This is a genomic window from Psychrobacter sp. W2-37-MNA-CIBAN-0211 (genome assembly GCF_040309405.1).
GTDB lineage: Bacteria > Pseudomonadota > Gammaproteobacteria > Pseudomonadales > Moraxellaceae > Psychrobacter > Psychrobacter glaciei.
The window spans coordinates 1-14,016 of record NZ_JBEOOU010000010.1 but is presented as its reverse complement, the minus strand read 5'-3'; the positions used below and the strand labels follow the sequence as shown (position 1 = coordinate 14,016).

General features: G+C 44.3%; 12 protein-coding genes. 10 read left to right on the top strand and 2 right to left on the bottom strand.

What is annotated here, in order from left to right:
- Positions 1-38 precede the first annotated feature (38 nt).
- From AAEY72_RS10055 to AAEY72_RS10040, 4 genes are all read left to right on the top strand, one after another.
- Positions 39-590, top strand: a complete 552-nt coding sequence (locus AAEY72_RS10055) for a protein disulfide oxidoreductase (protein WP_352310413.1) — start codon at positions 39-41, stop codon at positions 588-590.
- A gap of 698 nt (positions 591-1,288) precedes the next feature.
- Complete coding sequence (gene ileS, locus AAEY72_RS10050) at positions 1,289-4,150, top strand: isoleucine--tRNA ligase (protein WP_352310412.1); 2,862 nt, start codon at positions 1,289-1,291, stop codon at positions 4,148-4,150.
- A complete protein-coding gene (gene lspA, locus AAEY72_RS10045; RefSeq protein WP_352310411.1) occupies positions 4,143-4,793 on the top strand; it encodes a signal peptidase II in 651 nt (216 codons plus the stop codon). The genes ileS and lspA overlap by 8 nt, the downstream gene beginning before the upstream one ends.
- Positions 4,794-5,189: 396 nt before the next feature.
- On the top strand, positions 5,190-5,801 hold the full coding sequence (locus tag AAEY72_RS10040) for a hypothetical protein (RefSeq protein WP_352310410.1): 612 nt from the start codon (positions 5,190-5,192) through the stop codon (positions 5,799-5,801).
- Positions 5,802-5,961: 160 nt separating this feature from the next.
- On the opposite strand, the gene AAEY72_RS10035 is transcribed toward AAEY72_RS10040, so the two are convergent.
- Complete coding sequence (locus tag AAEY72_RS10035) at positions 5,962-6,633, bottom strand: DUF1294 domain-containing protein (protein WP_352310409.1); 672 nt, start codon at positions 6,631-6,633, stop codon at positions 5,962-5,964.
- Between the two features lie 150 nt (positions 6,634-6,783).
- On the opposite strand from AAEY72_RS10035, the gene AAEY72_RS10030 reads away from it, so the two are divergent.
- The gene (locus tag AAEY72_RS10030) at positions 6,784-7,281 is read left to right on the top strand and encodes an FKBP-type peptidyl-prolyl cis-trans isomerase (protein WP_352310408.1); all 498 of its coding nucleotides are present in this window, start codon (positions 6,784-6,786) and stop codon (positions 7,279-7,281) included.
- A gap of 48 nt (positions 7,282-7,329) precedes the next feature.
- Positions 7,330-8,370, top strand: coding sequence for an aldo/keto reductase (locus tag AAEY72_RS10025; protein ID WP_352310407.1), 1,041 nt, complete (start codon positions 7,330-7,332; stop codon positions 8,368-8,370).
- Positions 8,371-8,505: 135 nt separating this feature from the next.
- Here AAEY72_RS10025 and AAEY72_RS10020 read toward each other — a convergent pair whose 3' ends face one another.
- Positions 8,506-9,306, bottom strand: coding sequence for a lysophospholipid acyltransferase family protein (locus AAEY72_RS10020; protein ID WP_352310406.1), 801 nt, complete (start codon positions 9,304-9,306; stop codon positions 8,506-8,508).
- 323 nt (positions 9,307-9,629) lie between these two features.
- Between AAEY72_RS10020 and hflX the strand changes: the two genes are divergently transcribed.
- The 4 genes from hflX (at position 9,630) to AAEY72_RS10000 (ending at position 13,887) form a co-directional block, all read left to right on the top strand.
- Positions 9,630-11,090, top strand: coding sequence for a ribosome rescue GTPase HflX (gene hflX / locus AAEY72_RS10015; protein ID WP_352310405.1), 1,461 nt, complete (start codon positions 9,630-9,632; stop codon positions 11,088-11,090).
- A 427-nt stretch (positions 11,091-11,517) separates the two neighbouring features.
- Entirely contained in the window at positions 11,518-11,946 is a 429-nt protein-coding gene (locus AAEY72_RS10010; RefSeq protein WP_189582666.1) for a CidA/LrgA family protein, read from the top strand.
- A gap of 22 nt (positions 11,947-11,968) precedes the next feature.
- Positions 11,969-12,658, top strand: a complete 690-nt coding sequence (locus AAEY72_RS10005; RefSeq protein ID WP_352310404.1) for an LrgB family protein — start codon at positions 11,969-11,971, stop codon at positions 12,656-12,658.
- Positions 12,659-13,065: 407 nt separating this feature from the next.
- Positions 13,066-13,887: a lytic transglycosylase domain-containing protein gene (locus AAEY72_RS10000; RefSeq protein WP_352310403.1), complete on the top strand. Its 822-nt coding sequence runs from the start codon at positions 13,066-13,068 to the stop codon at positions 13,885-13,887.
- The last annotated feature ends 129 nt before the right edge of the window (positions 13,888-14,016 follow it).

Below are 14,016 nucleotides of genomic sequence, written 5' to 3'. Positions count from 1 at the left end.
TATCTATCAAACACATTTAGAGTAAAAATGCAGCCATTATGACGATTGATCTCACAAATAAAAAAGATACTCTCAAGAAGACACCAAAGCAAAAAGTGCTTTCTATAGTTAAAACCCTGCTGATATATGGTTTGATGTTTGCCGTTATTTATACTGCCATCAATTGGTGGCGACAACCCGTCATGCCAGCCAACCCACAATTGCAATTAATAGACTACCAAGAACAAACAGTTGATTTAGCAGCACTGAGTCAGGAGAAGCCGACACTGGTATATTTTTGGGGTACGTGGTGTTCAGTCTGTAGTTTCACCTCGCCAACCATAAACAAACTTGCCGCTGCAAATGATTATCCAGTCGTTACAGTTGCCATTAAATCAGGCACTGATCAAGAGCTACACCGCTACCTTAATGAAAACAGTTATCGCTTTACGACGGTAAACGACCAAGAGGGTCATATCTTTGCTGATTGGCAAGGGCAAGTCACGCCTTCTTATGTCATCTTAAAAGATGGCGAGATGACGCAAGGGCTGACAGGTATTCAACCACTCTGGTCGCTTAAATTGCGCTTGTGGTTATCCTCCGTTTTTTAGACCTACGCCAATTAGGTATCATCTAGGGTCTGTTGACCAATCAAGCTTGCCAGACCTATGATTGAATGAGCAAAGTATTTATGCTGACGTAAATTTGGTTTTGGCTAAAAACAGGACGATACTGACCAGCTCTTTTTACCCTTCCCGTTTTGTCATATAATAGCTGCCGTTATCATCGGTGCTAGACTAGGGTCTGTTGAACATTCAAATATTAGGACTGCTGATTGCTAAAATCGCATCAAACTAGGCGTAAACCGATGATAATGTCGAGACCTTAGCTAGGTTTACAACAACGTTTGGGGTGATTTTAGCATCAGCCTTTCAGGGCAGGGCTATTTTTTGCCAATACATGGCGAAATTGTCTAACCTAGAACGACTAGGCGTCAAAAATTTCACGGCGTATTGTCTAAAAAATAGCCACTGCCAGTTCCACATTTGAATGTTCAACAGACCCTAATTATTCTGATAAATGCATTTTTTGTTGCAATCGTCCCGTTAGTATTTATTATGGACGTAACTATTCACAAGCAACCTATTGTAAGCAACGTTGTCTAAGACAAAAAACGAGTATCGATTATCAAATATTTGACCCCATATTATATTTAACGTTAAGCTTAAATTTCACACCTGACTTTACATCAATTTTTTAGTCACTTTTCAACCTATCTTTTAACCTACTTTTTAAAAAGACGCCTTCTATGACTGATAAAAGCACTGATACACCGAGCCAAGATTATAAAGACACGCTAAACCTTGCCGATACGCCTTTTGCAATGCGTGCAAACCTTGCCAAACGTGAGCCGGATTGGCTTGCTGCATGGGAAGCGGATGACGTGTACGGCAAAATTCGCAAGGCGCGTACAGGTGCGACCAAATACATTTTGCACGACGGCCCTCCATACGCCAACGGTCAGATTCACTTAGGTCACGCGGTCAATAAAGTGCTCAAAGACATTATCGTGAAGTCAAAAACCCTATCAGGATTTGATGCGCCTTATGTGCCCGGTTGGGACTGTCATGGTCTGCCTATCGAGCAAAAGGTCGAAGCCAAGGTCGGCAAAGTCGGTCAAAAAGTCTCTGCGACTGAATTCCGTGGTCTATGCCGTGAGTATGCAAGTACGCAGATTGAGCTGCAAAAGGCAGACTTTAAGCGTCTAGGTGTATTCGGTGATTGGGACAATCCTTATCTGACGATGAACTTCCATCAAGAAGCCAACATCGTGCGGGCGCTTGCCAAGATTTATGACAACGGTCATGTGACTCGCGGTATGAAACCGGTCAATTGGTGCTTAGACTGTAGCTCTGCGCTGGCTGAGGCTGAAGTTGAATATCAAGACAAAGTCTCAGATGCTATCTACGTTAGTTTTGATGTTTTGGATACCCAAAAGATTGCTGCATTGAGCGCGATCGACGGTAATATTGCAGCCGTTATTTGGACCACGACGCCTTGGACGCTACCTGCCAACCAAGCCATCGCCGTACATCCTGAGCATGACTATAGTGTGGTGGCGACTGAAAAAGGCAACTTCTTATTAGCGACTGATTTGGTTGAAAGCGCATTGACTGAGTTTAAACTTAGCAATGAAGGTGTATTGGCGACCGTATCCGGACGCGAGCTTGAAGGTTTACGCGCCCAACATCCATTGATTGAGGCGCGCCAAGTGCCGCTTATCTTGGGCGATCATGTGACCACCGATAGTGGTACGGGCCTCGTCCATACCGCACCGGGTCACGGTCTCGACGATTATATCGTTGGTCTCAAATATGACTTACCCGTTGAAAACCCGGTGAGTGGTACGGGTGTCTATTTAGACAGCGCAGCGGTATTTGCGGGCGAGCATATCTACAAAGCCAATCCAAAAATTATCGCTGCCCTACATGACAATGGTCATCTCGTTAGCCATACCAAGATTGAGCACAGCTATCCGCATTGCTGGCGTCATAAGTCGCCGATTATCTTCCGTGCCACGCCGCAGTGGTTTATCAATATGGAAACCAAAGATCTGCGTGAACGTGCGCTTGCGGATATCCCAGCGGTTAATTGGACGCCAGCATGGGGTCAAAACCGTATTGAATCGATGATGACCGGTCGCCCAGATTGGTGTATCTCACGCCAGCGTACTTGGGGCGTGCCGATTGCCTTTTTCACTCATAAAGAAACGGGTGAGCTGCATCCAAACACGCCCGCGCTGATGGAAGTCGCCGCGAAAAACATCGATGCTGGTGGCGTTGAAGCTTGGTTTGATGCCAGCTGTGAAGATTACTTAGGCGCAGAAGCGGCTGATTATGATAAATCCACCGACACCTTAGACGTTTGGTTTGATTCGGGCACGACGCATTTTGCTGTCCTTGAGCAACGCGATGACTTGACCAATCCTGCTGATCTGTACTTAGAAGGCTCTGACCAACATCGTGGTTGGTTCCAGACGTCACTGCTGACTTCAGAGGCCATGTATGAGCGTCCACCGTTTAAGCAAGTATTGACCCATGGTTTTGTGGTCGATGAAAACGGTCGCAAGATGAGTAAGTCGCTTGGCAATATCATCACACCGCAAGAAGAGATTAATAAAACAGGCGCGGATATGCTGCGTTTGTGGATTGCGTCGAGCGATTATCGTTATGAGATGAGCGCGGGCAAAACAGTATTTAAAGGTGCGATTGATATGTATCGCCGTATCCGTAATACTCTGCGCTTCTTGCTTGCCAATACTGATGATTTCGATCCAGCGACCAATAGCATTGATATCAATGAGCTGGTCAGCCTTGATAAATTCATCATTGAGCGTACGCAAACCGTGCAAGCACAAATCATCGATGCCTATGATGCGATGGACTTCCACCAAGTCACGCAACTTATTGCCGCGTTTTGCTCGCAAGACTTGGGCAGCTTCTACTTAGATATTATTAAAGACCGTCAGTACACCACCCAGACTGATGGACAGCCGCGTCGCTCTGCACAGACGGCTATTTATCATATCGCCCAAGCATTAATTCGCTGGATTACGCCGATTTTGTCGTTCACCGCCCAAGAAGCGTGGGAAGTGTTAGAAGGTAAAAACGGCAATGAAGCAGGCTATGTGTTTACCGAAGAATGGTATACCTTCCCAGAGTTTGAGCTAAGTGCGATCAGTACTGATGATTGGCAACGTATCATGCTAGCCAAAGATATGGTGAATAAGCATATCGAAACCGCACGCGGTGAAAAAATCATCAATGCTAACTTATCTGCTGACGTTGACTTGTATGCTGACGGTGCGATGCATGAAAGCTTAGCCAAGCTTGGCGAAGAGCTGCGTTTTGTGCTGATTACCAGTAGCGCAACCTTAAAGCCGATGAGTAATGCTCCTCCTGCTGCTAAGAATGGCGCCACAGAGCAAGCTGAAAGCAACACTAAGGAAGTATCAGACTTAGTAGTCAATGTTAGTGCCGCGACGGGTACCAAATGCGTGCGCTGCTGGCATATCCGTAATGACATCGGTACCGATAGCGCACACCCTGAACTATGTGCTCGCTGCGTCACTAATGTCACGGGTAACGGCGAGGTGCGCCACTATGCCTAACACGACACCTAACTCAGCGCCCAACCCAACAGAGTCACCTGAAGACAAGCAGCCGCAGTCTAAGGTCGACCACTCGCCAACCCCTGCCCATGCAACAACGGGCAGTTCAACGACACCGAGAAGTCGCTTGACTAAAGCGCCAAAGATGATTGCTAATGGCAGTCGTGCTTTTATGTGGTATCTGGTGTCACTAGTTGTACTTATCATCGATCAGTGGACGAAGTGGCTGGCTGAAACCAATCTGACTTTCCATGAGCCAGTGCCAGTGATTGAGCCCTTCCTTAATTGGACGTTGGCTTATAACTACGGCGCGGCCTTTAGCTTTTTGGCGGATGCGGGCGGTTGGCAGAAGTGGTTTTTCTCGGGACTTGCTCTAATTATGTCGCTGTTTTTAATCATTTATCTGATTAAAGCACCTCGTAAAGCCACGCTATTATCGCTCGGACTGGCTTTAGTGCTTGGCGGTGCAGTTGGTAACTTAATAGATCGTCTGCTACATGGTCACGTGATCGATTTCATTCATGTCCACAATGCTGACGTTTGGCATTATCCGATCTTTAACATCGCGGATATGGGCATCAGTATCGGTGTCGCGATGATTGTCATCGATATGCTATTTTTAGAAAAGAAGCGTGAGGTTTAGCGCTTATAATCGTACATAGTTTTTAGGTTTAAAAGGTGGGTTACGAATAAGTAACCCACCTTTTTTGTTGTTTGTTATGTTTAATGAGTTAACATGTTGGAGCTGATCCTGCTATACGCTATTATCTTACCTAAGACAGGCTATTCGACTAAAATGCTACTGGGATTACTGACCAGCGATACTTCCAACAGCTGAGTCTCATTAGCCTGTCTTAAATAAGGATAACCGCTACTATCAGGGCTAGCGGTGAGACTGTATGCTTGCGGATAAACGTCGTGGTTAAGTTTTGCACATTTGTCATTACAAAGATTGTTTGTAAGCTGCAGCTCAGCTATATTTACATCATTGGTCCTTATCGGTGCGCTGGGCGCACTCTACAAAAACTGTGAAAGAGTTATGACTAAATACCCAGCACTGGAAGTTAAACGTAAATCAGGGAAAGAGGTTTTCCATATTGAAGGAAAACCTCTTGATCAGAACTTGTTATCGTTTTGGCAGTGGTCTAGCTCTGATCTTATCAGTAACGCTATGAGAGGTATTTTGGCGGAATACATTGTCGCTTCTGCTCTCGGTGAAAACTATAGTCATAGATCAGAGTGGGATGCCTATGATATTGAAACTAAAGAAGGAATAAAAATTGAAGTAAAATCTAGTGCTTTTATTCAAACATGGCACCAAAAGAGTTTGTCTTCTATTCAATTTAGTATTCGTCCTACTATAAGCTGGGGTGCTCAAACAAATAGCCGTTCAACTAAAATAGTACGACAAGCTGACGTTTATGTATTTTGTTTATTAACACACAAAGAACAAGACACCATCGATCCACTTAATGTAAACCAATGGCTATTTTATATTTTATCCTCAGATGAACTAAATCAGTCTGTTGGTGCACAAAAGACTATTGTACTTTCTAGTCTACTTCGACTTAACCCAATCACTGCTACTTATTTAGAGTTACCTTCTGCAATAGAAAAATCAGCTAACAAAGCCGTTAAAAATCGTCCATAAAAATCTTATATCCTAGGCTGGCTGGCGCTTGCGATATCCAGAAAACAACGACATACCTTTCAAAAATATTGATTTGGGACATTATTATTTTTGTTAGTTTAGGCCTGAAAGTCAAAAATTAAAACTGTACCACTGACTATGCATGAATTAAAAAACTCTTTTATACCAAATAATCAAGCAATTCTTTCAAATTTTCTAAACCGCCACCTGCCAATATAAACAACAACCCCGCCATGTTAATCACCACGGTCAAATAATACGCCGCTCGAAACTCAGGCTTTTGTGACTTGTGGCGTAAGTAAGTCTGTGCGACCATTGCTCCTACCCAACCACCCAACGCACTGAGTAGATGCAACGTTGACTCAGGCGTGCGCCAATCACCACTTTGCGCAGCGGTTTTGTCTTTGGCATACATCATATAAGTAATCAAACCCAAAGCTACATACCAACCGAAGACCAGCCAGCTTAGCTTATCTGTCACTGCTAATAAGATTAAGACACCATAAAATCCCACACCAAGGAACAAGCGTTTTTTCTGTCCTGCTTCAAACTCCGCTTGATGACCACGTTTGGCATTACGATGACGGATTTGGCTGTTTTTTTGCGCCATTTTCTGTTGCACAAAGCTCAGCTCTTGCACATCTTTTGCCTGCATTCGCCCTTGGCTATCTTGCCCCAGCGTAAAGACGACTTGCTCACCCACTTCAGGGCGACGGCGTGCTTTAAATTCATTGATATGAAAAAATACTGAGGCACCCTGCTCAGTGTCGATAAAGCCAAAGCCTTTATCATCTTGCCACTTCTTAATGTGGCCTTGTTGCTTATTTGCCATGGTTCCTCCAAACCTCATTTAGACTTGCCAAATATAGTACACTATTTGCGTTACACTATTTACGCTTACAACCTTTCACAGATGGCTTATCATTTCTTATATTAATTTTTTGACCTGAACTTCTAATCCCGCAACAGATGGCTTTTGACTATGACCGACTCACAATTTATCAATCCCAATGAAGACACACGCATCACTTTTGGCAGTCTTGTAAAACTGCATTTTGAAGTATCATTAGAGAACGGCACGATGATTGACTCTACCTTTAGCCGCGATGCGCCTGTGACGCTGACCATTGGTGACGAGAGCTTACTACCGGGTTTTGAGCAAGTGTTAATGAACCTGCGTGCGGGTGATACGCGCTCAGCCCACCTTGATCCAGAGCAAGCATTTGGTGATTGGAATCCTGACAATATTCAGCATTTTAGCCGCCCTCAATTCGCACTGGTCGCCGATAACCCTGAAATTGGTATGATGGTAGAATTTGAAGATAAAGGCAAAAACACCCTACCCGGTACCATCAGTGCCATCGATAATGACCAAGTCGAAGTAGACTTCAATCATCCACTCGCTGGGCAAGCCGTATTGTTTAAAGTAAAAATCTTTAAAGTAACACCGCCCGGTGTAACGGGCATAAAGCTCATGTAAAACAATTCATTTAAAAATACTCTGTTGAATGAACGATAAGGATAAAAAATGCAATATCAAAAACTGCCACAAATTAATGAAGACGTTTCCAAAATCTGTCTAGGTACGATGACGTGGGGACAACAGAATGATGAGACCCAAGCGCATGAGCAGATGGACATGGCGCTAAGCGAAGGGGTCAATTTTTGGGACACGGCAGAGATGTACCCATCGCCGCCGGACAAAGACAAACAAGGTGATACCGAACGCTTTATGGGCACATGGTTTAACAAAACCAAACAGCGTGACAAAGTGATTCTTGCCAGCAAAATGTCACCGATGGATTTTTTACGCGACGGGCAAACGCGCTTTAATGCTGAGCAAATCAGCAGCACCATTGATGGCAATCTTGAGCGTTTGCAAACCGACTATATTGATATTTATCAACTGCACTGGCCTGAACGCCAAGCGAATTTCTTCGGTCAGCGCGGTTATACTGAAGCGATGTCAGAGCAGTCACTAGACGATTTAACGCCTTTTTTAGAGACCATTCAAGCGTTAAATGATGAGATCAAAAAAGGCCGTATTCGTGCTTATGGGCTATCGAATGATACTGCGTGGGGTCTGATGCGCTACCTATGGGAAGCAGATAAAAACGGCTTGATTGCCCCCATCACTGTGCAAAATCCCTATAGCCTGCTGAACCGCTTGTATGAAGTCAATATGGCAGAGATTGCACATCGTGAAAATGTAGGTCTACTTGCTTATTCGCCGCTTGGCTTTGGTGTGTTATCTGGTAAATATCTCGATGGCAAACGTCCGACTGGCGCACGTCTGACCATGTACGACCGTTTTGGGCGCTACGTAAACGAACAAGCCAAATCAGCCACTGAGCAATATGCCAAGATAGCCGCTGATGCAGGTCTGGACATGGCACAGATGTCATTGGCTTTCGTCAACTCTCGTCACTTTGTCACCAGCAATATCATTGGGGCAACGACCACCGAGCAGCTCAAATCCAACATTGATAGTGTTAATGTAGAGCTGACAGCAGACGTATTAGAGGCGATAGAAGCCGTACATACACAACAGCCTAATCCATCACCATAATCCGCCATCTATCAGAGCGTAGTGGATTAAATTAAGTACGCTTTATTGAAGAGTTCCACCAAAAAGGGCGCAAATCGCTAGCATTATCACTGCGATTTGCGCCCTTTTTTTGACTATTACTTCAATTGCAAATATTTAGTCTTTAGCTGGTACGTTAAGTACTCTTGAATGTAGTTCAGCCAACCCCTCTTGCATACGTGACTGCAATACATTGGTCAGCTCGCTTTTGCTAAAGCCTGCTGGATCTATCGGCGCTAATGGCAATACATAAGCGGTTACGTCTTTGCTATCAAGCACTTTTTTCATACTGTCCTTCATCGTCAGCTTGCCATAATATGGCAGTGCTTCGCTTAATGTGCCGTCTTTATTGACATAAGCGATAACGATGGGGCGAACTGGAACGTCTGCCTCTATCGCTGCTTGTAGCAGTGTTCCATGAATGCGTTTGATTTTTTTACCATCGGTAGTCGTTGCTTCTGGGAAGAATATCACCGAAAATCCTTTCGCTAAAAAGCTAGCAATCTGCGCTGCCACCGAGCCTGCATCACCGGAACCACGCTCAATAAATACCGTGCCTGCCGCATGAGCCAACTTGCCAAATACTGGCCACTCACCGATTTCTGCTTTGGATAAGAAAAAGGCAGGACTCACCGTGCCCACGACCGGAATATCCATCCATGACACATGATTGGATACCCATAGACCATGATGCTGTTGCACTGGCTCAACTTCAACGACCTTGACCCCAAAGGAGCCTGCCATCTTACGACAAAACGCTTGAATGTAGCGTGGCAGTTTTTCGCGTGGTGGCTGCTTAAATGCGCCAATACGCTGAGCAGCCCTAAGACCACCAGCGATCGTCGTGGTCATTCCCGCGATTTGTTTACCGCGACCCCATTGTTGTTTGAGTGAAAAGCCTGACTTAGCTTGGCTCATCTTCGTCCCTCATGATTGAATGTTTGGTTTTTAGATAGTTAAAAAAACGAGCTAAGTATAACAAAGTTCTGTCACTCAGTGATAGCTTGTTCACTCAGTGAGTGTTTACTTTTATACAAATGGGTAATGAAGCAGATTTATAGAAAATCAGCCACCATAAATGCTGTAACATAAAATCATCGCTAATTATGCCAATACGCTTTAATATCAAGTGATAAGACCACATATAGACAACCATCTGAACGTTATATCAAAGCTTACTGAATCAAAGCTTACTAAATTGATAATAGCGATTTATTTACTTTATTAATAGGTGATACTCTTTGGATTATTTTGAAAGACATGAAGGTGGCGAACGCGCCATTATAGTACATTTAGACATCCGCCAAATTCAAGATCCTGACGATCTAGGTGAATTTGAGCTATTAGCAGACTCAGCAGGGGCTGATCGTTTGGCGTTGGTCACAGGCTCACGCCAAAGACCCGATGCCAAATACTTCGTCGGTAGCGGCAAAGCAGCAGAAATAGCAGAATTGGTGCGCGAGCATGACGCTGATATCGTCCTTTTTAACCACAGCTTATCGCCATCACAAGAGCGTAATATCGAAGCCTTGGTGCAATGTCGCGTACTGGATCGTACTGGTCTGATTTTGGACATTTTCGCACAGCGTGCGCGTACCTATGAAGGTAAGCTACAAGTAGAACTGGCGCAGCTGAACCATTTATCGACACGTTTGGTACGTGGTTGGACGCATTTGGAACGTCAAAAAGGCGGTATCGGTCTGCGCGGACCCGGTGAAACCCAACTTGAGACCGATCGTCGTTTATTACAGACCCGTGTGAATCAGCTAAAAAGCAAACTGGAAAAAGTGCGCCAAACACGCGCTCAAGGTCGAGCACGTCGGCAAAAATCAGACGTGCCGACTATTTCACTCGTCGGTTATACCAATGCGGGTAAATCCACATTGTTTAACCGCTTAGTCGATGAAAATATCTATGCAGCGGACAAATTATTTGCCACGCTCGATCCGACTTTGCGCCGTTTAGACTGGCAGGGTGTTGGGCGCGTGGTCTTGGTCGACACGGTTGGTTTCGTCCGTCACCTACCGCATGAGCTAGTCGAGTCTTTTCATGCAACATTAGAAGAGACATTAGAGGCCGATTTATTGCTACACGTCATCGACTCTTCTAGTGAAGATATGCACGAGCAAATTCAAGCAGTCAAAGATGTACTGGCAGAGATTGACAATGATGTGCCGGTACTCAATGTCTACAATAAGATTGATTTGACGGATGAGCCCGCTCATATTGGTTATGCTAGTGAAGGTCAACCTAACCGTGTCTATGTTTCCTCTAGAGAGAACCTAGGCATGGAAGGGTTGTCACTTGCTGTGCAACAGCTGCTAACTGGTGCTTTAACAACATTTGATTTAACCCTTCCTTATAATGCAGGTCAATTCAAAAGCACCTTGTATGAGCTGGGCGTCATTTTAGAAGAAAGCTACGATGATACAGGTCATGAATGTTTGACCATTCGTTTGCCAAGTGACAGACTCAGACAGCTCCTTGGTCAAGCCGACTTGAACCCTCTAGATGTATTGCCATTAGCACAAGCCACGCTACTGATGCCAGTCCTTGAAGAGTTCGAGCAGCCTGATGAAGATGAAGACGAAAACCAACTTATGACGAAAGCAGAAGAACAAGCTTTTGATAAATTTGATGCCCTTAACTCTGAGACGTTGAGCTCTGAGACATTGCACTCAGAAACATCAGAAGAAAAATAAGCGTAAAATTTGGGTGTATAGATTTGATTTGGATTTACAGATTCAAATAGCGTCTTCCCAAAACGCTTGGCTTCTTAATTAATAGGCCTTTTCATCAGTGGTTTCTTAACATAGAGTGTTAAATGATAAATGGACGGTATCAACGATATCGTCTATTTTTTTGACCGTCATTTTTTCACCATTATATGTGACTAGATTTTTCGACTAAAAACTTAGAAGATCAATAACCAGCCCTAGCGTTTTAGAGGCTTTATTAGTTGGTTTGCTCTCTATATAATCAACTTTTATATATTTAACCCATTTAGACGTTGTCGATTACATTGAAACATAACCGAGCAAAAGCATCCCTCTTTGCTATGCTCTTGGCGCTACTGCCTACCCGATTTTATGAACATACTCTCTATCTCTGACTTGGCCAGCACTGCTTATGAACTCCACTCATTCCTCGCGTATGCCCCTATGGATGGCCGTCATCCTAACGTTGGTCATGATCATTTTTGTCCGTGAATCTGCCGTTATTATCTGTCAGTGGGCGGGTATCGAAAAAGCCGCTAATATCGTCGGTTTAATCGCGATGTTCTTTATCTTGATGGCATGGCGTTTACTTAAAGGCCTGCCCAGTTGGCTTACCCAAGCCAGTAATGTCTTATTGGTCGATAGTGGCTTTGCTTTTTTGCCCGTGTCAGCCGGTGCAGGCTTGCTATTATTCGCCTTAGGTGATGAGCTGTGGGGCGTGATGCTGACCATGCTAATCAGTACGCTCATACCATTATGGGGACTGGCTATTCTTGCTAACCACTGGCTAAGCGATAGCGCAAATACCAATACTACTCATAAGCAAAAACAGCAGCCTTGAGCTGTATGACCAAGGAAATGTAATGACTTTTGACAGCGTATTGATGGCGACCCTCGCAGCGATATTATTAACCTTGACAGCACATGTCATTGCCCGCATCTTGGCTCGTAAGCTATCGTGGTTACCAATGGTGATTACCGCGTTGATCCTTGTTCTTTTGTTCTTGTTTATACTGCAATGGGATTACAATAATTATTATAGCGTTGCCAAACCCGTATTTGACCATCTATTAGGCTATGTCACTGTCCTTTTAGCCGTGCCACTCGCGGCAATGAACTTCAAGGGTTTGCCAGTTAAAAAGCTGACTTTGATCGTAGCCATGGCCAGCGTCATTGGTGCATTACTACCTATGTCATTGGCTTATCTATTTTCCTTAAGTCACGACACGATACTCGCCTTTGCCACCCGTTCAGTGACCACACCCATTGGCTTGAGCATCGCCGATTTGATTAAAGCGCCACTGGCCATGGCCAACTTGATTATTATTGTCTCAGGTATAATCGGTGGCACTTTAGCGCGATTTTTGTTTCGCGGTATCGATGATGATCGTGCTAAAGGTTTGGCACTTGGCTTGGCAGCCCATGCTTTCGGCACAGTAGAAGCTTGGCAAATCAGTCACACTGCTGGTCGTTATGCTGCCTTTGGTCTGGCGGTCAATGGTTTGGTCACTGCCGTGTGGGTGCCTATTTTTATCAGTGCGTTTTCCATTTAATAGCGTTTAAAGAATCTATCATTATCTTGAATAACTTTTTGTCTTTATTGATAACTTACCATCGCAGTGAGCATATTGAGGCGTTTGTATCAGCTGAAAAACACTGAAGTAGACATGCAATCGATGCGCTTAAAAGCCTTAGCCTGTTGATTTTTTTACAAATTAAAGGCGGCTTTTGTGCTTTGTTCTACTAATCCTATGCGCTAAAAAGTTATTATATGTTATAGTAAGCAACTATTATTTTTTGTATCTATCGCAAGTGGTTTCTTGTTAAGCGTGGCCATTGCTAGGTAGCTATCTTCAATGTAGCTGTAAAATCCAGCAAACACGGTAACCGCTTTAACGCGCAACATGACGCGCCTATAGGCAAAACAATTTGCTATTATTCGATAAAAAGTGATATCTATATGATAAGTATCTCCCCTTTGATTACTCGCTGTTTGTCTCCGCTTTTACTCAGCACCATTGCTAGTACACTTGCCCTCTCCACGCTTTCGATGACTGCTCACGCAGGCAATATGTATATCTATAAAGACAAAGGTGGGCAAGTACTGCTCACCAACGTCAATCCTAGCGGCAACTTTGATAAATTCACCAAAAAAGTAAAGGTGACTTACTACAAAGACTCTAAGATGTATGATGGCAGTAATAGCAGCGGTAGTGATTATGGTAGCAGCACAGCAAGTAGTAGCGGCAGCCGCAACGCTTATGACAGTTATATTCGCGCCTCAGCTCAGCGGCATGGCGTAGATCCTGCGCTCATAAAAGCAATGATGCATAGCGAATCCGCATTCAATCCCAACGCGCGCTCACCTGTTGGGGCCCAAGGTCTCATGCAGCTAATGCCAGCGACTGCGCGACGCTTTAAAGTCAGCAATCCTTGGAACCCTGCAGATAATATCGAAGGCTCTGCTAAATATATTGCATGGCTGATGAAGCGTTTTAATAACAACGTAGAATTTGCGGTTGCTGGCTATAATGCGGGTGAAGGTAACGTTGATAAATATAACGGCATCCCGCCTTTTAAAGAAACCCGTAACTATGTCAAAAATGTCATGAGCCGCTATCACAGCTTATATAAAAATGACTCAGGTCTGTCTGGTAGTAGCATGAGCGCCAGCAACAGCAATACCACTGCTAGTAATGGCCTACAAAAAGTCAGTTATGGCACTAGCAGCAATACCAATAGCGCCAGTTATGCCAATTCAGCGTATGCGGCATTACGTTAATATAACTGTTAATGATATAACTAAATCAGCAGACACAAAAAAGCCCGTTAATAAATGAACTGACCCCCGAAACTTGGACGGTTTAATTAAAGATAGGACTGAGCTCTGTATTGTACAGGGCTCAGTCCT

Excerpts from the sequence above, each read along its gene's own strand:
- AAEY72_RS10055 (WP_352310413.1), top strand. The coding sequence starts at position 39 with ATGACGATTGATCTCACAAATAAAAAAGATACTCTCAAGAAGACACCA.
- ileS (WP_352310412.1), top strand. The coding sequence starts at position 1,289 with ATGACTGATAAAAGCACTGATACACCGAGCCAAGATTATAAAGACACG.
- lspA (WP_352310411.1), top strand. The coding sequence starts at position 4,143 with ATGCCTAACACGACACCTAACTCAGCGCCCAACCCAACAGAGTCACCT.
- AAEY72_RS10040 (WP_352310410.1), top strand. The coding sequence starts at position 5,190 with ATGACTAAATACCCAGCACTGGAAGTTAAACGTAAATCAGGGAAAGAG.
- AAEY72_RS10035 (WP_352310409.1), bottom strand. The coding sequence starts at position 6,633 with ATGGCAAATAAGCAACAAGGCCACATTAAGAAGTGGCAAGATGATAAA.
- AAEY72_RS10030 (WP_352310408.1), top strand. The coding sequence starts at position 6,784 with ATGACCGACTCACAATTTATCAATCCCAATGAAGACACACGCATCACT.
- AAEY72_RS10025 (WP_352310407.1), top strand. The coding sequence starts at position 7,330 with ATGCAATATCAAAAACTGCCACAAATTAATGAAGACGTTTCCAAAATC.
- AAEY72_RS10020 (WP_352310406.1), bottom strand. The coding sequence starts at position 9,306 with ATGAGCCAAGCTAAGTCAGGCTTTTCACTCAAACAACAATGGGGTCGC.
- AAEY72_RS10010 (WP_189582666.1), top strand. The coding sequence starts at position 11,518 with ATGAACTCCACTCATTCCTCGCGTATGCCCCTATGGATGGCCGTCATC.
- AAEY72_RS10005 (WP_352310404.1), top strand. The coding sequence starts at position 11,969 with ATGACTTTTGACAGCGTATTGATGGCGACCCTCGCAGCGATATTATTA.
- AAEY72_RS10000 (WP_352310403.1), top strand. The coding sequence starts at position 13,066 with ATGATAAGTATCTCCCCTTTGATTACTCGCTGTTTGTCTCCGCTTTTA.